The sequence below is a fragment of the Phenylobacterium sp. genome, assembly GCF_031984885.1.
In the GTDB taxonomy this organism is placed as follows: domain Bacteria; phylum Pseudomonadota; class Alphaproteobacteria; order Caulobacterales; family Caulobacteraceae; genus Phenylobacterium.
Map to the genome: position 1 here is coordinate 62,196 of NZ_DAMABV010000010.1, position 16,884 is coordinate 79,079.

At 67.2% G+C, this 16,884-nt stretch carries 21 protein-coding genes and 1 tRNA gene; 7 read left to right on the forward strand and 15 right to left on the reverse strand.

Annotation, left to right across the window (positions count from 1 at the left end):
* Positions 1–122: 122 nt before the first annotated feature.
* Genes RTL41_RS15290 through RTL41_RS15310 form a run of 5 tightly spaced genes read right to left on the reverse strand, consistent with a single transcriptional unit; the run spans position 123 to position 2,724 of the window.
* Positions 123–389, reverse strand: a complete 267-nt coding sequence (locus RTL41_RS15290; protein ID WP_312165915.1) for a DUF1294 domain-containing protein — start codon at positions 387–389, stop codon at positions 123–125.
* Complete coding sequence (locus RTL41_RS15295; protein WP_312165917.1) at positions 386–1,030, reverse strand: GNAT family N-acetyltransferase; 645 nt, start codon at positions 1,028–1,030, stop codon at positions 386–388. The genes RTL41_RS15290 and RTL41_RS15295 overlap by 4 nt, the downstream gene beginning before the upstream one ends.
* Complete coding sequence (locus RTL41_RS15300; protein ID WP_312165919.1) at positions 1,027–1,590, reverse strand: demethoxyubiquinone hydroxylase family protein; 564 nt, start codon at positions 1,588–1,590, stop codon at positions 1,027–1,029. The genes RTL41_RS15295 and RTL41_RS15300 overlap by 4 nt, the downstream gene beginning before the upstream one ends.
* The gene (locus tag RTL41_RS15305; protein ID WP_312165921.1) at positions 1,587–2,105 is read right to left on the reverse strand and encodes a disulfide bond formation protein B; all 519 of its coding nucleotides are present in this window, start codon (positions 2,103–2,105) and stop codon (positions 1,587–1,589) included. Before RTL41_RS15305 ends, RTL41_RS15300 begins: the two co-directional genes overlap by 4 nt.
* A 40-nt stretch (positions 2,106–2,145) precedes the next feature.
* A complete protein-coding gene (locus tag RTL41_RS15310; RefSeq protein ID WP_312165923.1) occupies positions 2,146–2,724 on the reverse strand; it encodes a YqaA family protein in 579 nt (192 codons plus the stop codon).
* Positions 2,725–2,883: 159 nt separating this feature from the next.
* Here RTL41_RS15310 and RTL41_RS15315 point away from each other — a divergent pair, with 159 nt between their 5' ends.
* Genes RTL41_RS15315 through RTL41_RS15330 form a run of 4 tightly spaced genes read left to right on the forward strand, consistent with a single transcriptional unit; the run spans position 2,884 to position 5,754 of the window.
* The gene (locus RTL41_RS15315; protein ID WP_312165925.1) at positions 2,884–3,933 is read left to right on the forward strand and encodes an isoaspartyl peptidase/L-asparaginase; all 1,050 of its coding nucleotides are present in this window, start codon (positions 2,884–2,886) and stop codon (positions 3,931–3,933) included.
* A 10-nt stretch (positions 3,934–3,943) separates the two neighbouring features.
* Entirely contained in the window at positions 3,944–4,219 is a 276-nt protein-coding gene (locus RTL41_RS15320) for a hypothetical protein (RefSeq protein ID WP_312165927.1), read from the forward strand.
* Positions 4,220–5,227, forward strand: coding sequence for a fumarylacetoacetate hydrolase family protein (locus RTL41_RS15325; RefSeq protein ID WP_312165929.1), 1,008 nt, complete (start codon positions 4,220–4,222; stop codon positions 5,225–5,227). It abuts the gene before it with no gap.
* Entirely contained in the window at positions 5,224–5,754 is a 531-nt protein-coding gene (locus tag RTL41_RS15330) for a MarR family winged helix-turn-helix transcriptional regulator (RefSeq protein ID WP_312165931.1), read from the forward strand. The genes RTL41_RS15325 and RTL41_RS15330 overlap by 4 nt, the downstream gene beginning before the upstream one ends.
* Here the strand turns inward: RTL41_RS15330 and RTL41_RS15335 are convergent.
* From RTL41_RS15335 to RTL41_RS15345, 3 genes are all read right to left on the reverse strand, one after another.
* Complete coding sequence (locus RTL41_RS15335) at positions 5,751–6,059, reverse strand: hypothetical protein (RefSeq protein WP_312165933.1); 309 nt, start codon at positions 6,057–6,059, stop codon at positions 5,751–5,753. The genes RTL41_RS15330 and RTL41_RS15335 overlap by 4 nt on opposite strands.
* Positions 6,060–6,151: 92 nt before the next feature.
* Positions 6,152–8,023 (reverse strand): ferrous iron transporter B, encoded by a 1,872-nt coding sequence (locus RTL41_RS15340; protein ID WP_312165935.1) that lies wholly within the window; start codon positions 8,021–8,023, stop codon positions 6,152–6,154.
* Positions 8,023–8,346 carry a FeoA family protein gene (locus RTL41_RS15345; protein ID WP_312165937.1) on the reverse strand — a complete coding sequence of 108 codons (324 nt, stop codon included), beginning with the start codon at positions 8,344–8,346 and terminating at the stop codon, positions 8,023–8,025. Before RTL41_RS15345 ends, RTL41_RS15340 begins: the two co-directional genes overlap by 1 nt.
* A 631-nt stretch (positions 8,347–8,977) precedes the next feature.
* Here RTL41_RS15345 and RTL41_RS15350 point away from each other — a divergent pair.
* Positions 8,978–10,207, forward strand: a complete 1,230-nt coding sequence (locus RTL41_RS15350; protein ID WP_312165939.1) for a site-specific integrase — start codon at positions 8,978–8,980, stop codon at positions 10,205–10,207.
* 90 nt (positions 10,208–10,297) lie between these two features.
* Here RTL41_RS15350 and RTL41_RS15355 read toward each other — a convergent pair whose 3' ends face one another.
* The 6 genes from RTL41_RS15355 to RTL41_RS15380 all read right to left on the reverse strand — a co-directional run bounded on the left by RTL41_RS15355 (position 10,298) and on the right by RTL41_RS15380 (position 15,040).
* Entirely contained in the window at positions 10,298–11,329 is a 1,032-nt protein-coding gene (locus RTL41_RS15355; protein WP_312165941.1) for a topoisomerase II, read from the reverse strand.
* A gap of 240 nt (positions 11,330–11,569) precedes the next feature.
* On the reverse strand, positions 11,570–12,055 hold the full coding sequence (locus tag RTL41_RS15360; RefSeq protein ID WP_183772268.1) for a hypothetical protein: 486 nt from the start codon (positions 12,053–12,055) through the stop codon (positions 11,570–11,572).
* Entirely contained in the window at positions 12,055–12,792 is a 738-nt protein-coding gene (locus tag RTL41_RS15365; RefSeq protein WP_183772270.1) for a GIY-YIG nuclease family protein, read from the reverse strand. The genes RTL41_RS15360 and RTL41_RS15365 overlap by 1 nt, the downstream gene beginning before the upstream one ends.
* Positions 12,785–13,645 (reverse strand): hypothetical protein, encoded by an 861-nt coding sequence (locus RTL41_RS15370; RefSeq protein WP_183772272.1) that lies wholly within the window; start codon positions 13,643–13,645, stop codon positions 12,785–12,787. Before RTL41_RS15370 ends, RTL41_RS15365 begins: the two co-directional genes overlap by 8 nt.
* Positions 13,642–14,787: a DNA cytosine methyltransferase gene (locus RTL41_RS15375; protein WP_183772274.1), complete on the reverse strand. Its 1,146-nt coding sequence runs from the start codon at positions 14,785–14,787 to the stop codon at positions 13,642–13,644. Before RTL41_RS15375 ends, RTL41_RS15370 begins: the two co-directional genes overlap by 4 nt.
* A complete protein-coding gene (locus RTL41_RS15380; protein WP_246370606.1) occupies positions 14,780–15,040 on the reverse strand; it encodes a hypothetical protein in 261 nt (86 codons plus the stop codon). The genes RTL41_RS15375 and RTL41_RS15380 overlap by 8 nt, the downstream gene beginning before the upstream one ends.
* A 36-nt stretch (positions 15,041–15,076) precedes the next feature.
* Here RTL41_RS15380 and RTL41_RS15385 point away from each other — a divergent pair, with 36 nt between their 5' ends.
* Positions 15,077–15,655, forward strand: coding sequence for a hypothetical protein (locus tag RTL41_RS15385; RefSeq protein ID WP_312165947.1), 579 nt, complete (start codon positions 15,077–15,079; stop codon positions 15,653–15,655).
* 104 nt (positions 15,656–15,759) lie between these two features.
* On the opposite strand, the gene RTL41_RS15390 is transcribed toward RTL41_RS15385, so the two are convergent.
* Positions 15,760–16,038 carry a hypothetical protein gene (locus RTL41_RS15390; protein WP_183772504.1) on the reverse strand — a complete coding sequence of 93 codons (279 nt, stop codon included), beginning with the start codon at positions 16,036–16,038 and terminating at the stop codon, positions 15,760–15,762.
* A gap of 558 nt (positions 16,039–16,596) precedes the next feature.
* On the opposite strand from RTL41_RS15390, the gene RTL41_RS15395 reads away from it, so the two are divergent.
* A tRNA-Leu gene (locus tag RTL41_RS15395) sits at positions 16,597–16,681 on the forward strand.
* Positions 16,682–16,884 lie beyond the last annotated feature (203 nt).

Sequence of the window (16,884 nt, forward strand, 5' to 3'; positions counted from 1 at the left end):
AGGCAACCGGATACGCGCGGTACGAAAGGCATGTGCACCCCCCAAGAACTGAAACTGGGCGGAGCAGTAGGAGGGGCGCACGACGGTCGGGTGACGGGCCGGTGAACGGAATACGAAACCGGTCAGGCTTGTCGCAGGAGCACGAAGGCGAGGACGGCCTCCGCCGAAAAGATCGCGTAGAGCAGGGCGGCGAAGGGCTGTTTGCGGGTCTTGTGGCGGAAGGCCTGCTGGGCCAGCACCGCGCCGAGGCCGCCGCCGGCCGCGGCCAGGGTCAGCAGGGTGCGCTCGGGGATTCGCGCGACGCCGCGGCGCGCGGAGGACTTGTCCCAGCCCATGGCGGCGAAGGCGGCCAGGTTGGCCAGGGCGAGATAGGCGAGAAGGGCGCTCACCCCTGGGGCTGGGCCTCGCGCCACATGGCCCACATCTCCGGCGCGTCCGGCCGGGCCTTCAGCACCTCGACCACCTCGAAGCCGTGGCGCCGGTAGAGCGGCACGTTGGCGGGGCTGGAGGATTCCAGATAGGCGGGCAGGCCCTTGGCGTCGACGCGGGCGAGGCCGTGGGCGAGCAGGCGAGACCCGACGCCGAACCCCTGGGCTTCCGGCCGCACGCCCAGGAACCACAGATAGGCATGGGGCGGGGCCTTGGGATGGTGCTCGTCCATGATCGCCCGCATGGCCGACATCCGCGGGAGGCGCGAAAAGCCCGTGGCCTGCAGGATGGTCGGCAGCACGCGCAGTTCCTGCAGGAAGGGCGTCGGCCCCAGGCTCTCCGAGGGCAGCCAGATCGCCGCGGCGCCGCCGGCGGCCGGGCGGAAGACCTCGCCGTCGGCCAGGGCCATGCCGATCAGCAGGTTGAACAGCTTCCGCCGCGCGGCGTCGTGGCGGGAGTCGGCCCGCAGGAACCAGTTGAACACCGGATCGGAGGCGAAGGCGGCGGCGAGATCCTGGGCCACGGCGCCGGCGTCGGCGGGACTGGCGGCGAGCGGCGCCTCGGCTCCCCTGCGCAGGGCGAGGATCTCTTCGTCGGTCACAGTTTTTCGCTGATCTTGATGGCGGTCCGGCACCCGGCCCGGATGACCGCGGCCAGCAGCGGATAGCCCGGCGCCTCGCGCGCGCCTTCCTGCAGGGCGTGGTCGCGGTGGGCGATCTCCTCGTCGCGGAACTTGGTCAGTTCGGCGGCCAGCTCCGGCTCGCGGGTTTCGATCTCGGCGATCTGGGCGGCGTAGTGACGCTCGATCACGTCCTCGACCGCCTCGGTGCAGGCGTGGGCGGCCTTCTCGCCCAGCAGGGCGGTGCCCGCGCCCAGGGCGAAGCCGGCCACGCGCCAGAGCGGGGCCATGGCGGTGGGGCGGACCTTGTGCTGGTTCAGCAGCTTGTCGAAGCGGGCCAGGTGATCGGCCTCGTCCTGCTCCATCTCCTCCAGTTGGCCGGAGATGCGCTCGCGGCCCTTGCCGGCGCGCAGCACGGCGAGCTGGCCGCGATAGATGTGCACGGCCCCCAGCTCGCCGGCGTGGTCGACGCGCAGGATCTCGGCGAGGCGGCCGCTCATGGCGCCCATGCCGGGACGGGGCGGGATCGGCTTGTCGCTCATGACGCCTTCCTTCTTTCGTGACCCACGGCCAGGACGCTGAGGATCGCCAGAGCCAGGGAGGCCAGCGCGTTCCAGCCGGCCATCGACAGACCAAGAAACACCCAGGCGGCCTTGTCGCAAGCCGGCGGCTGGATCCTGGCGCCGTTCAGCAGGTCGGCCATCTGGCCGGCGCTGACGCCGCCCCCGCCGCCCGAGCAGGCGGTGGGGCCGGGCCACCACTTCCACTCGACGCCGGAATGATAGATCGCCAGGCCGACGCCGAAGGCGAAGATCGCGGCCAGGGCGGCGTCGAACGCCCAGCGCCAGCGGGCCCCGGCGCGCATGCGCACGACCAGCATGCCGACCAGGGCGACCGCGGCGGCGACCCAGTAGACCTCGCGGGCGCGCAGGCAGAGCGCGCAGGGGGCCAGGCCGCCGAAGGTCTCGAAGGCGTGGGCGAGCGCGAGCATCGCCAGCGAGGCGACCAGGGCGGTCAGCCGCCAGCGCTCGAGGAAGGGTCTAAGGAAGGCGCTCATCGACCGGATATGACCTCAAAAGCTTCACCGCCCCAAGCGATCAGATGAGCACCTTGAGGACGACGATCAAGCCGACCAGGGCGATCAGGCCGAGCGTGCCGTAGAGGGCCATGCGCTTTTCGAACTCGGCCAGCATGGCTGGGCCGAAATACTTCAGGATCGCGGCGACGGCGAAGAAGCGCAGGCCTCGGGTCAGGACCGAGGCCCAGATGAAGGTCACCAGCGAGAACTGCGCCAGGCCGGCGGTGATGGTCACCAGCTTGTAGGGGATCGGGGTGGCGCCCTTGATCAGGATGACCCACAGGCCCCAGTCGGCGAACCACTTCTCGAACGCGGCCTTGCCGTCGGGATGGCCCATCAGGGTCAGCAGCCACATGCCGACCGGCTCGAGATAGAAGCCGATCGCATAGCCCAGCAGGCCGCCGACGACCGAGGCGGCGGTGCAGATCCCCGCATAGACGAAGGCGCGGTCGGGCCTGGCCAGCACCATCGGGGCCAGCATCACGTCGGGCGGGATCGGGAAGAACGAGCTCTCGGCGAAGGAGACGACGGCCAGACCTGTCGGGGCGTGGCGGGAACCGGCCAGACCCATGACCCAGTCGTACAGTTTGCGAAACATGCTTATCCCGGGCCCGACGTTCGCAGCCTTGCTAGCAGGCGAATGGGCGCTTGTCTCCGTCCGCGCGCTCGGGCAATTCCTCTCCCCCGACGTGGCCCGCGCCGGGACATGTTTCCATGAAAGCCGCCGGGCTCGCCCAAACCCTGCCAAGGAGGGACGATGCGCGTCCTCACTCTTGCCGCCACGATCGCAGTTCTGATGACCAGCCAGGTTCAAGCCGCTCCCCAACCCGCGCCCAGGTGGGCCATCGTCGTGCATGGAGGCGCCGGGGTGATCGAGCGCAGCCAGCTCACGCCCGAGCAGGAGAAGGCCTATCGGGCGGCGATGACGCGGGTGACGCAGGCCGGCGCCAAGGTGCTGGAGGACGGCGGCTCGGCGATGGACGCCATCGAGGCGACCATCCACCTGCTGGAGGACGATCCGCTGTTCAACGCCGGCCGCGGGGCGGTGTTCACCGCCGAGGGCCGCAACGAGCTCGACGCCTCGATGATGGACGGCAGGACGCTGGCGGCCGGTGCGGTGGCCGGGGCGACCCGCACCCGCCACCCGATCTCGCTGGCCCGCGCGGTGATGGAGAAGTCGCCGCACGTCATGCTGATCGGCGAGGGCGCGAACGCCTTCTCCAAGGCCCAGGGCCTGGAGCAGGTCGAGCCGGGCTACTTCTTCACCGAGCGCCGCTGGAAGAGCCTTGAGAACTTCCTGAAGGCCAACGGCCTGCCGGTTCCGGCCAAGCCGGCCGGCGCCGACCAGCCCGACCCGGCCAACGGCCTGGCGCACGACGAGGGCAAGCACGGCACGGTCGGGGTGGTGGCGCTGGACTCCAGGGGCGACGTGGCGGCGGGCACCTCCACAGGCGGCACGACCGGCAAGCGCTGGGGCCGGGTGGGCGATTCCCCGATCATCGGGGCGGGCACCTACGCCTCCAACACCTCCTGCGCCGTCTCGGCGACGGGGACGGGCGAGTATTTCATCCGCCTGACCGTGGCGCGCGACATCTGCGCCCTGGTGGAGCTGAAGGGCATGAGCCTGCAGGCCGCGGCCGACGAGGTGGTGCAGAAGAAGCTGACCGCCCTGGGCGGCGACGGCGGGATCATCGCCGTGGCCCCCGACGGCCAGATCGCCTGGAGCTACAACACCTCGGGCATGTATCGCGCCGCCGCCGCCGAGGGGCGCCCGCTGACGGTGGGCATCTACAAGGACGAGCCCTAAACTAAGGGCCATGGCCCATATCGACCCGCAACTCGACCTGACCGAAGCCGCCGACGAGGAGCTGGAGCGCGCCTGCTCGCTGGGGCGGCGCGACATGGCGGCCTGCACGCCCTGGGGGGACACCTACGAGGGCTACACCCCCGGCGGGCGGGAGGTCTGTTTCGAGCGCAATTATTTGTGGGTGGATCAGCCAGGCGGAGACATCTGCGTCGAGGTCGTGGTCTATTTGCCCGAAGCCTACGAAAGCGGCGTGCGCGTGACACGTACGGTGGGCCGGGAGGAATGAATGAAGCTCGCCTCGCTGAAGGGGGGACGTGACGGCCGTCTGGTCGTCGTCTCGCAGGACCTCGCCTGGTACGCCGACGCGAGCGCCATAGCCCCGACATTGCAGGGCGCCCTCGATGACTGGGAGAGCGCAGAACCGCTGCTCCGCGGCCTGGCCGAGAGCCTGGAGCACGGTTCGGTCCCGCGCGAGCGCTTCCATGAGCACGAGGCGGCCAGTCCCCTGCCGCGGGCCTATCAGTGGGCCGACGGCTCGGCCTATGTGAACCATGTGGCGCTGGTGCGGAAGGCGCGGGCCTCGGACATGCCCGACAGCTTCTGGACCGATCCCTTGATGTACCAGGGCGGCTCGGACGGGTTCCTGGGGCCGCGCGATCCGATCCCGCTGGCCGACGAGGCCTGGGGCTGCGACATGGAAGGCGAGATCGCGGTGGTGACCGGCGACGTGCCGCTGGGCGCCAGCCGCGAACAGGGCCTGGCGGCGATCCGGCTGGTGATGCTGGCCAACGACGTCTCGCTGCGCAACCTGATCCCCGGCGAGATCGGCAAGAGCTTCGGTTTCTTCCAGTCCAAGCCGGCCTCGGCCTTCTCGCCGGTGACGGTGACGCCGGACGCGCTCGGCGAGGCCTGGCGGGACGGCAAGCTGCACGGGGCGCTGGAGGTGGAGCTGAACGGCGCGCCGCTGGGCGCGGCCGACGCCGGCGTCGACATGACCTTCGACTTCGGGACGCTCATCGCCCATGCGGCGAAGACCCGGGCGCTGGGCGCCGGCACGATCATCGGTTCGGGCACGGTGTCGAATCGCGGGCCGGACGGCGGTCCAGGAAAAACCATCGCCGAGGGCGGAGTCGGCTACTCCTGCCTAGCGGAGTTGCGCACTGTGGAAACGCTCGCCCAAGGTGCGCCCAGGACGCCGTTCATGAAGGCCGGCGACGTGGTCCGCATTGAGATGCGCGATGGCCGGCGCCATTCCCTGTTCGGAGCCATAGAGCAGCGAGTGGTCGCCCCATGACCGGACCGTACCAGCTCAGCCACGACGACCAGGCGCTCGGCGCCCTGCAGTTGGACGCCTATCTGCCCTATCGATTGTCGGTCGCCTCGAACGCGGTCAGCGGCCTGATCGCGCGGGCCTATGAGGACCGCTTCGCCCTGACCATTCCGCAATGGCGGCTGATCTGCGTGCTGGCCGAGGACGGCGGCAAGACCCAGCGCGAGATCGTCGCGCGCACGGTGATGGACAAGGTGACGGTGAGCCGGGCGGCGCGCGGCCTGACGGCGCGGCGGCTGATCGCCCGCTCCCGGAACCAGGCCGACGGCCGCTCCCACGTCCTGGCCCTGACCGAGGAGGGGCGGCGCCTGCACGCCGAGATCGCGCCCCTGGCCCTGGCCTACGAGGCGGCTCTGATCTGCGGCCTCGCGCCGGCCGAGGTGGCCCAGCTCAAGCGGCTGCTGGCGCGGCTGCAGCATGCGGCCGGGACCCTGGCGGGCGGGGCCATGCCGCCGCTCGCCGATCCGGGACTGGTGACCCGCCGGGCCTAGTGCGCCGTGGCGGCCTTCAGGCCCCAGCGATGCGAGCCTTCGCCGAAGCGCAGGTGGAAGCCGTAGAGCGCGCGGCGGGCTTCGTCGCGCCAGGTCTCCTCGAAGGAGACGATCACGGCGCTTTCGAAGTCTTCCGGGATGTTCTTCACGTCGACCCCGACCTCGCGCGCGACATTGGCGATCACGTCGCGGCGATGAGCTTCGCCGCCGAAGTAGAGAAGGGTCTCGCGGATGCGCTCGACGAGGTGCTCCGTCGTCGGACGCTTGGCCGCCTTGCGGCGCGGTTGCCTGAGAGTTTGGTCCATTCTAGTCCCCACCCAATGATGGAACGCTAGGACCGCCGGTTTATCGGAGGGTTAATCGGCGTGATTAATATCGCCTTCAGGTTGAGGGGGCGTCAGCCCCCTCCGAGCGCCACGGCGGTGTGGTAGACGATGAACGAGGCTGCATAGGCCAGGGTCACCATGTAGACGAACATCACGGTCGGCCACAGCCAGCTATTGGTCTCGCGCTTCACCACGCCCAGGGTCGGGGCGCATTGCGGGGCGAAGACGTACCAGGCCAGGAACGACAGGCCGGTGGCCAGCGACCAGTGATTGGCCAGGGTCGAGGCCAGGGTGCCGATGTTGTTCTCCGCGTCGCCCACCGCATAGACTGTGCCCAGGGTGGCGACGGCCACCTCGCGCGCGGCCATGCCGGGGATCAGGGCGATGGACATCTGCCAGTTGAACCCGATCGGGGCCAGGAGCGGCTGGATGACGTGGCCGATCATGCCGGCGAAGCTGTAGTCGATGGCCGGACCGGTGGCGCCTTCCGGGGGGTAGGGGAAGGTCGACAGCAGCCAGATCAGGACCATCATCGGCAGGATGATGCGGCCGGCGCGGCTGATGAACATCTTGGCGCGCAGGATCAGGTTGCGGACCACGCTCATCGGCTCGGGCAGCTTGTAGGTCGGCAGCTCCATCAGGAACGGCTCGACGGCGCTGCGCCAGAAGACCCGGCGGGTGACGAACGAGACCACCAGGGCGCTGACGATCCCGGCGGCGTAGAGCCCGAACATCACCAGCCCCTGCAGGCTGAACAGGCCCCAGACCTTGGTGTTGGGAATAAAGGCGCCGATGATCAGGGTGTAGACCGGGATCCGCGCCGAGCAGGTCATCAGCGGCGCGACCAGGATGGTGGTGATGCGGTCGGCCTTCGCGTCGATCACCCGCGTCGACATGATGCCGGGGATGGCGCAGGCGAAGGACGACAGCAGCGGGATGAAGGCGCGGCCGTGCAGGCCGGCGCCGCCCATGATCTTGTCCATCAGGAACGCGGCCCGGGCCATGTAGCCGAGATCCTCGAGCATGATGATGAAGAAGAACAGGATCAGGATCTGCGGCAGGAAGACCAGCACGCTGCCGACCCCGGCGATCAGGCCGTCCGACACCAGGCTGTGCAGCAGTTCGTTGGGGATGTACTCGCCCACCGCGACGCCCAGCCAGCCGAAGACAGCCTCGATGGCGTCCATGGCCGGGGTCGCCCAGGTGAACACCGCCTGGAACATCAGGAACAGCAGGCCCAGCAGGATGGCCAGGCCGGCGACCGGGTGCAGCAGCACGGCGTCGATCCGGCCGGTCCAGGTGTCGGGATGCTCGGGCGGGCGGACATAGGTGCGCACGATGCGCTGGGCCTCGGAGTGGGCCTGGCGGATCTCGGCGGCGGTCGGCTCGCGCCAGGTGTTCTCACCGGCCAGATGACCGGCGTCGACCAGGGCGTCGACCTGGGACAGCAGGTCCTCGATCCCGCGCTTGCGGGTGGCGACGGTGGTGACGATCGGCGCGCCGATCTCGCGCGAGAGGCCCTCCAGGTCGATGCGCAGGCCCTGGCGCTGGGCGATGTCGTACATGTTGAGCGCCAGCACCATCGGGCGGCCGACCTGCTTCAGCTCCATGGCCAGGCGCAGGACCAGGCGCAGGTTGGTGGCGTCGGCCACGCAGATGACGATCTCGGGCGGGACTTCGCCGGCCAGCCGGCCGAGCACGGCGTCGCGGGTGACCGCCTCGTCCGGGCTGCGCGCGCGCAGGGAATAGGTGCCGGGCAGGTCCAGCACCATCAACTGGCGGCCGGCCGGCGAGGTGACGGCGCCTTCCTTGCGCTCGACGGTGACGCCGGCGTAGTTGGCGACCTTCTGGCGGGCGCCGGTCAGGGCGTTGAAGAGGGCGGTCTTGCCGGAATTGGGATTGCCGACCAGGGCGACGCGGGCCGGGGACAGGGTCTCGCTCATCAGGCCCGCCGGTCGAGCAGGATATAGACGTCCTCGGCGTCGCGGCGACGCAGGGCCACGCGCATGTCGTCGAGCCGCACGGCGATCGGGTCGCGGCCGATCGCACCCTCGTGGATCACCTCGATGTGGGCGCCTTCGACGAAGCCGAACTCCAGCAGGCGGCGCTGCAGCTCCTCGACCCCGACCCCGTGGGCGGCGGAATTGCTCTCGGCGCGGACCTCCAGGATGACGCCGGCGTCGCCCAGGGAGGCTTCGCTCAGGCGCACGACCACGCCCTCCGTGGAGGCGACTTCGGCCCCCGGCCGGGTCGAGATATTGTTCATCCAGAAATCCCTACGCGCACTCTTGCGAATGATTATCATTCAGTGCGGGTGGCGTCGAGAGCTTCGCCGAAATTACGGGCGCCGGGCCCGCGGCGGGCGGTCGCCGGCTGGGCCTGCGCGGCTAGCCTTCGGCGTCGGCGCTTGATAAACGGTGCGCCGCACGCATGCGGGCGTGGTGAAACTGGTAGACGCGCCGGACTCAAAAGGCGATGTCTTCAGGAAAATGCTTTAAAATCAAACATTTATGCGGAATTTGGCATTTCACATGTCTTGCACATGTTGCCGCTTTTCGCGGCCTGATCGGCTCAAGGTCCGATAAGCGGGCGCAGAAGTCCGATAATCCGCCGCTGCGTCTCTCGTATCGGACTTTTCGACGCATAAGTGCTTGGCAGGAAACAGGCTGGCTTGAGCGAGCGCTTGCACAGTTTGTTGCACATGGCCGTTCGGCCGGGCGCCGAGCCGTAGGCTTACGCGCCCGGCCTCTCGATCGAGCCGCGGTAGACCTGTTCGTTCGTCGGAGGGCAGGTCGATGACGACGCGGACCCCATCGGCCGCGGCCGAGAGCCACACGATCATGGACGGGCGCGTGCACGTCTATCGGCGGCCCAACACCCGCTACTGGCAGTGCTCGGTGTTCCTGGGCGGCCGCAATCATCGCGTCACGACCCGGCAAGACAACATTGTGCTCGCGCTGGAGTTCGCACGGGACTGGTCGCTCGATCGGTTCGCTGAGGATCGCGTCCGACGGCGCGGCGGGCAGGTCGTGGAGGCTGCTGACGCGGCGCCTGCGCTTGCCGAACCCGATCGCCGGACCGCCCATGTGCGTCGGCGCGCTGGTGTTCGGACCTTCCGAGAGGCGGCCAGCGCCTTCGTTTCGGAATACGAGATCATGACGCTCGGCGAGCGGAACGCCGAGCACGTTGCCTCGAAGTCCAGGCACCTGGACCTCTACCTGCTTCCGTTCTTCGGCGATTGCGGCCTGGACGAGGTGACCGCCGGCCGCATCCAGGAATACAGGGTCCATCGCCTCAAGCCGCCAGCCGGCCCTGAGGGGCGCGCTCGCGCGCCCAAGGGCCGTAAGCGCGTCTTCAAGAGGCCGGCGCGCAGCACCCTGCACAAGGAACTGGTGACGCTTCGCCAGGTGCTGAAGAGCGCCAATCGAAAGGGCTGGATCTCGGCCCTGCCGGACATGTCGGCGCCCTACAAGGCCTCAGGCAAGGTCTCGCACCGCGCCTGGTTTTCGCCCGAGGAGTACAAACGTCTCTACGAGGCGACGCGCGAACGCGCCAGGAACCCGAAGAACGAGCGCTGGCGCGGCGAGTGCGAGCAATTCCACGACTACGTGCTTTTCATGGTCAACACCGGGCTGCGGCCCGATGAGGCCTGCCGCCTGGAGTTTCGCGACGTCCAGGTCGTGGTGGATGACAACACCGGCGAGCGCATCCTCGAGATCGAGGTGCGCGGCAAGCGCGGCGTCGGTTTCTGCAAGAGCATGCCGGGCGCGGTGCTGCCGTTCCAGCGGGTGAAGAAGCGCAAAGACGGCAAGCCGACCGACCTAGTGTTCGGGAAGGTGCAGCGCGAGCTACTGAACGCCGTCCTTCACGAGCTCGCCCTGAAGACCGATCGCGACGGCAATCCGCGCACGGCCTACAGTCTGCGCCACACCTACATCTGCCTGCGGCTGATGGAGGGCGCCGACATCTACCAGATCGCCAAGAACTGCCGGACGAGCGTGGAGATGATCGAGAAGTTCTACGCAACCCACATCAAGAACACCCTTGATGCAGCGGCGATCAATGTGCGGAAGAAACCCAAACCGCGGAAGGGACCTTCCGCGGCCAGGGCGCTGGCGAACGCCTAAGCGCCAGGATGCGAACGCGACGCTGACGATGTCTGACGTGTTTCGTCAGAGACGCCCAGAACGCCCGCGGGTGCTGACCAAGCTGGTGGGCTAGGCAAAAAAGCCATCCAGCAGGTGATGATCAAGCGGCGCGATCGCGTCGACGGGAGCGAGATACTGCTTCATGCCGTCGAAGACCCTGTCGAGATCCAGGAGGTCGGCATCGGTGTAGATCAGGGCGTAGACGCCGTGCTCTCGGAAGAAGGCCTTATGTTTCGCCATCTCGCGTTCAAAATTGCCTCGCGCGATATCGTTCACTTCTGCCTGTGTCAGGGCGGCGATGCCGGTGAGGCGTCCATGCGTCGACCATGGAGAGAGCTCAAACCCGACCTTGCGCATCGTGAACGGGTCTACGATGCAGAAGTCCAGGCGGTAGCGGTGCGCAGCTGCAGTGCCGCCATATCGGAACTCCGGGATCAAAAGCGGGACGCTCTCGGGCACGGCCGCCGCGCGAACGTATGCGACATAGCGCTCGGCAATCCCACGCTCGTGCGGCGAGAACGAGGCGCGCACAAGGACGTTCTTGAAGAACGTGAGGTAGTCGTCGACTTGCCGAAACGTGATCCTATCCGGGTCGCCAGGCACGACCAGGCCGGTCCGCAGGACGTGGCCGATCGTCCAGTAGAGTTTCGGGAAGTGGCGGATCTCGCTTCGGTCGTTGCACCACTCCAACCGGTCTTCACGCCAAATCGGCGTGACCAACAGCCCGTAGTGGGCGCGGTTCTGACCGATCCAGACCTCCGATTCCTCAAGGGGCGGCCGCTTCCGGCTCAACTCAGCGAAATGCTTCAGATAGGAGCGCTTCAGGAACAACAGGAAGTAGGCTTGAGCCGCCTTCGAGGCCCGAAACTTCTCGAAGTTGCGGCGGTTCGCATCCGGGCGAGGCGCATCGACTGGCGACATCGCCCGCTTGAAGCCACGCATATAAAGCATGACGTACTGCTCGGGCGAAAGGATCACCTCGTGGTGGAGATCAATGAACTGAGCCGCCTTGCCACCGATTGTCGCGTTCAGGGAAGCCTGGGACGCGATCTCTGTCTCTTCGAGAACCTGAGGCAGCATCGCTGCCAGGTCAGCGTCCATCTTTCCGATCAGGTTTGCGCGCGCGCGAGTGGCAGCATCCATACCCAGCCGCCCCTTTGGTCAGGCCCCAAAGCCCTCAAGATTACCGCGATTCCCTTGGCGCTCACGGGCGGCCTGCTGCGCGAAGGTCGCCCCTGGTCCTCGTCGTTGAGGTCCGGGCCCGTAGCGCTCCGCCGTCGGCAGCCCAACCCTAAGGCCGAAGGTCGCCGTCAGATCGTAGGAGCGGACCGTGCCAGATGCTCATCGCGAATGCTGTCGAGGCCGCGCCGGCAGAATTGGCGTTAGGTGCGGCGCGATGGCGAGCCAGAGCGGGCCGCACTCGCGCGCCCACCAATCCTGCTGATGCCTGAGGCAGACCGGATGCCTGGCTCTTTGGACGCCCCGCCCATGATTCACGGGGTGGCGGGTGACGATCACCGGCGCCCAGCCGAACTGGTCACCGGTGATGTCGATGGTCAGCCCGTTCCACTCCAGCCAAGCGTGGGAGGCCTGCCATCCTCCGATGTCCTCGTTAGCGTCCTGGCTCACGTAGTCAGGCCTGATGCTAAGATGGTCGATTAGATAGCGTCCCAGGAGTTCAGTGGCGTGCCCACAGGCCCCGCGCGGAAAGGGGATGAATTTCTCCGCCCAGGGCTTTGGCCCTGCGGCGTCGATGGCGGCGCGAAAATTACGGACAGCTTGCTCAACCTCCGCGTCGGAAGGGACCTGCTGGGGAGCGGCGGCCATCAGCTCTCCGCGTCCTCGTCGCCCTCGGTTGCGACGGAGGCGGCGCCGCCGAGCGCCTGGTATCGCCGCTCCGAGAGCCACTGCATGCGTTTGGCCTGGGTCAGCAGCACACGCCGCAATCCCCCTTGGACCTCTCGCTCCGAGATCACCTGGGCCAGGCGCGAAATGATCAGGGCCCGGCGCGCCAGCCGAAAGTCGGGGTGCCGCCGAAGCTCGAAGACCCGATCGGACACCACGCGGGCGCGAAACGAGGGCGGCGCGGTCACCGTCACCGCGCCGACAGGCGGGTCCTTCTCGTTCAAGATCGCCTTGAAGCGTGAGCGTTCGACGGCCTCCTCGGTGATGAGCCGCTCGAGGGCGTTCAGCTTGGCCTTGGCCGCGGCGTCCTTCTTGTTCACGCCCTCGAGCTCGGGGAGCGGCCAGACCTCTATGTCAAGGACCTCGAAGGGATCCAAGACCGACATCGCCACCGCGTCGGTGCGCTGATTGGTCAGGTGCCGGCGGATGCGCACACGAACCCGCTCCCGGGTCTGGCCGACGTAGATCGGCTCCCCATCGTAGTCAAAGAAGGCGTAAACGCCCCACTGGTAGTCGCCAACCTTCATGGAACCTCCGCTCGGATCGGCGAAGGGCGAGTCGAGAAAGCGGGCTAGCTGGGTGCGAAGGTCGTCGGTTTCGAACGGCGGGACATTGGTCGCATCCGGATCCCGGGGAAAGAGCTCGCGGGGGTCAGACACGGCGCATCGCGGTCATGTCGGACGCGTGCTGCACGACGCCTGCGCGACGGATGGTCGTGCGGCGGAAGCGCTCTTCGTCAGAGCCGGATAGCTCGAAGTCGACGTAATGGACCTCCTCGTCGAGGCCGCCGAACGCGGCATGAAACGCCGCGAGCAGTTCGACGCCGTCGAGCGATTGGGCCGTCGCGAGGGGCTTCTCGTGCGTCGGGATGTCAGCGGGGAGAACGTAGAGACAGGGCGGCGGGGTCTCGAAGGGGCCAAGGCGCGTCAGTCGTGTGGCTTCCGGAAGGCTTTTGAGCTTCGGACAGGGGCGGCCGATCGTACCGCAAATCATGTCCCAGATGACGAGACCATCGACGCGCTGGTTGCGGGCGATCATCTCGGCGCCCAGACGCGTGTGCAGGCCCGACCAGGCGTTCCGCCGCGGATCTGCGCCGACATTGGTGCAGAGGCTCCAAGTGATGAACTCGTCGGCTTCGGGCGGTCGCTCGAAAATGGTCGTGTTGGCGCCGTCCAGGCAGCCCTTGAGGTCGATCACCGCGGTGCGTCCGCTCTTCAGTCGCACATAGTAGTCGTTGCGGGCGCCAGCCTTGGTCCGATCCCAGCCCTGGATATGGCCGCCGTCCTCCATGTGGTTGAGGACGTGCTGAACAAACTCCCGCTTCCCCCTCATGGTCGCCGAGAATTCGCCGCGCACCTTCTCGATGGCGCCGCGAAAAATGGGCGAGCGATAGAAGTCCTTCTCCCCCAGGCCATGGTCGCCCAGCAGGTGAGCCTGTGTCTTGAGGACCTCGGCGAACCGTTCGATCTCGGCTCGGAGCTGAGGGTCCTGCTCGCAGGGGATGACGTTCACGCTGCCCGCCGCGCCGTCTCGCCGAGCCCGAGCAAGGGCTCAAAAATGTGCTCGGCCAGGTGCCGCACAACATCGACCGCCACGCCGTCGCCTGTCAGATGATAGGCCTCGTTGTAGTTGCGCGGCAGTTTGTACTCGTCGGGCAACCCCATCAGCCGGGCGGTTTCACGTGCGGAGATCAGGCGGGTCCGAACCTTGGGGCCGTCGACGACGATGATGACCTGACGGCTGGAGCCGCCGGCCGGCGTACGGAGGCAGCCGGCGACGTCATCGAACCGGACCTCGGTGCGCTGCACCTTGGCACCCGCCTCATCCTGGCGCGTCCGGCGATAGATGCCGCCCACCATCCGGCGGCCGGCGCGCTTGGCGGCTTCGACCTTCGCCAGGTTGATCGGCGACATCATGCCCAGCACCTGCCGAGTTTCGGCCGGCGAGTGCCACTCGACGCTGGTCGGCGCCTCCTCGATGACGTCGGCGAAGGTGGAATTGCGCCGGGGAGGTGAGGGGATGTTCCACCACACCATCCTGCGTCGCGCCGTCTTGCTGACCCCCTCGATCGCCCGGCAGAGGCCTGGTGTATGGAAGGGCGCGATCGGCCCCGGCGACAGCAGCGCGTCGTCTACGACCACGTCCTCATGCACGCCGATGATGAAGAGCCGCGGGCGCGACTGTGGAACGAAGAGCGCGGCGTTGATGACCAGGGCGCCATAACGGTAGCCGGCGTCGGCGAATGTCTTGCAGATCGCTTCAAAGTCCCGGCCGCCATGCGACGTCAGCGTGCCACAGACATTCTCGAGCGCGATGATCTTCGGCGCGCGGCCATCCGCCATCAGCGACTTCATCACGTCCCAGAACGGGTAGAAGGTTCCCGAGCGCTCTCCCTTGAGGCCGGCGCCGCCGCCTGCCAGGGACAGGTCCTGGCAAGGGAAGGATCCCCAGGCGAGGTCGGCAACGCCGGGGAGATCGTCCAGAGCGACCTCCCGGACGTCGCCGATCTTAAGCTCGCCTGTACAGTCCCAATTGGCTTGGTAGGTCAGGCCTTTCTTGTGGTCGAAGTCGTTGGCGAACAGGCAGGTCCAACCTTGGCCAAGCCCCGCGCGCGCCATGCCGCCGCCGGCGAAGAACTCGTAGAACTTAGGCATGTGACCTAAGGCCCTCCGCGGCGTTGTCTTCCGCCGGCATCCTCGCCAGCTTTTCTTCGATGGCTTCGGTTATCCAGGTGTTGCGCGAGATCGCGCCAGGCCGCGCAGCGCGGGCGGCGTCGATCGCCTCGAAGGTATCAGCGCTGAGCCGCAGATTGATGCGATCGAGTGAGCGGACATTGGTGGGTTTCGAATCGGGAAGCATGGCGCCAGGGTGGCGCCACAACGGCGCCCCGTCGAGAAGAGTTTCCATTTTGTTCTTGGGGCCTAATCTTCAAACTGGGAGCCAATGGCGAGCCGCGCAATCAGCATTACGATCAAGCGTGAACTGAGCCTCGATGACCTTGCCGCGCCGCCTGACGCCGCGGAGATCGAGGCCGCGCATGAGGATCGCTACCTCGACGGCAACCAGGCCTTCGTAGACCTGGGCGGCATGAGCTGGGCCAACCTCTCCGAGACGCTTGAGATCGAACGCCGGATTCTAGACCGTCTGGAGCGCGCTCCGGATCTCGATGAGGAGGAAGAAGCGGTCATCGAGGAGCTGGATGCGGAGTTTGGGGCCGACGCGCTTTGGGGTCTCGACCCGGGCGTGGCTTCGGCCACGATCGCCCTGTCGGCGCTTGGGGCCACCCCAGTTGCAAGCTGCAATGGCGGGGTCCTGGGCGGCCAGCACAAGGAAGCCTATCCGCTTGTGGCCTTTTACATGCCCACCGGGATCGCGGCCCGCGTTCATGAGTTAGCGACGGCGGCGCAAGCCGGCCTGATCGTCGATGACTCGGGCAGGGCCCAAATCTACGGCGGATCCTATCGCGAACTGCTGCGATTTGCTGAACTGACGTTGGAAGTGGGCGGCCTCGAAGCCGTGTAGGCGCAGACCTTCTGGCCGCGATCCTATCGCGCATCCCAGCTCTTGCGCGATGACTTTCCCGATCCCCGACGGGGCGGTGATCGGGACAGCACCAGCCTACGGTTTCAGCCGACCTCGGTGACGAGGCCCGCGCCGACCGTCCGGCCCCCTTCGCGGATGGCGAAGCGGACGCCGGCTTCGATGCCCACGGGCTTCATCAGCTCGAAGGCGATCTCGGCGCGGTCGCCCGGCTGGACGCTCGCGTCGCCGGCGATCTGAATGACGCCGGTCACGTCGCTCACGCCGAAGAACAGCTGCGGGCTGACGAAACCGCCGGCGAGTCTCGTCGCTATGCGCGCTACCTGCCGTTTTGGGCGTAGCGCCTTTAAAGCGCTAAGCCGAATTCGCGAACGAAATTACGCCGAACCGTTGTTGCGTAAGGGATCGCCATTTAATCGCAAATCGAATTGCCCACCGAATTCGGCATAAAAGCGCTAACCGAATTCGGTTCGTGCGGCTCTTAAAACGCTCACCAAAACAGCCACATCGCATTTAATCCCAAAATGGCATCGGACTATGTCTCGCTGCCATGAACCTCGGTGCTTGGCGTCGCCTAGGCGATATTCCGGTTCATTTCTCCGATCGTTGCTGGGACGGGTCTCGACGAGCCGAGCCGACCAGCGAAGCTATCTAAGCTGTGGCGAACGTCCCGTGCCTGGACGTTGACGCACCAGGCGACGCTCGCCACATAGGCGTCGTCGCGCACGATCGACCGGCGCTTGTCTCGCCTGATCAACGGACCCGTCGGCGACACTCTGTGCGACCGCCCAGAACGTGCGGCAGCGGCCTCGGAAACCGCCAGGTCCCTTCCTGGGATGTCGCCGTTCTGGCTTTCCCCTGTCATGGGCGCTTCGCCCTCTGGCGTTCGGGGGGGAGGCTTGATAAATGGGTCGCCCTCACCCGCGGGCGTGGTGAAACTGGTAGACGCGCTGGATTCAAAATCCAGTTCCGCAAGGAGTGTCGGTTCGAGCCCGACCGCCCGCACCACCTTCTCATAAGCATTCAGAGCATCGTGATGCTCTATTGGTTAGGGGAAGGCCTTCCCCTGCGCCCGAGCCAAAGATGTCTCGGCCTGCCCCTTCGAGCGGGGGAGTCCCGCAACGCCCCAGAGAAGTTCGGAGAGCGGCCGGCGGTCGCGCTCGGTCCCGCAGCTACGCTGCTCCTACGGGCGCGCCGTTTCGCGCGGCTTT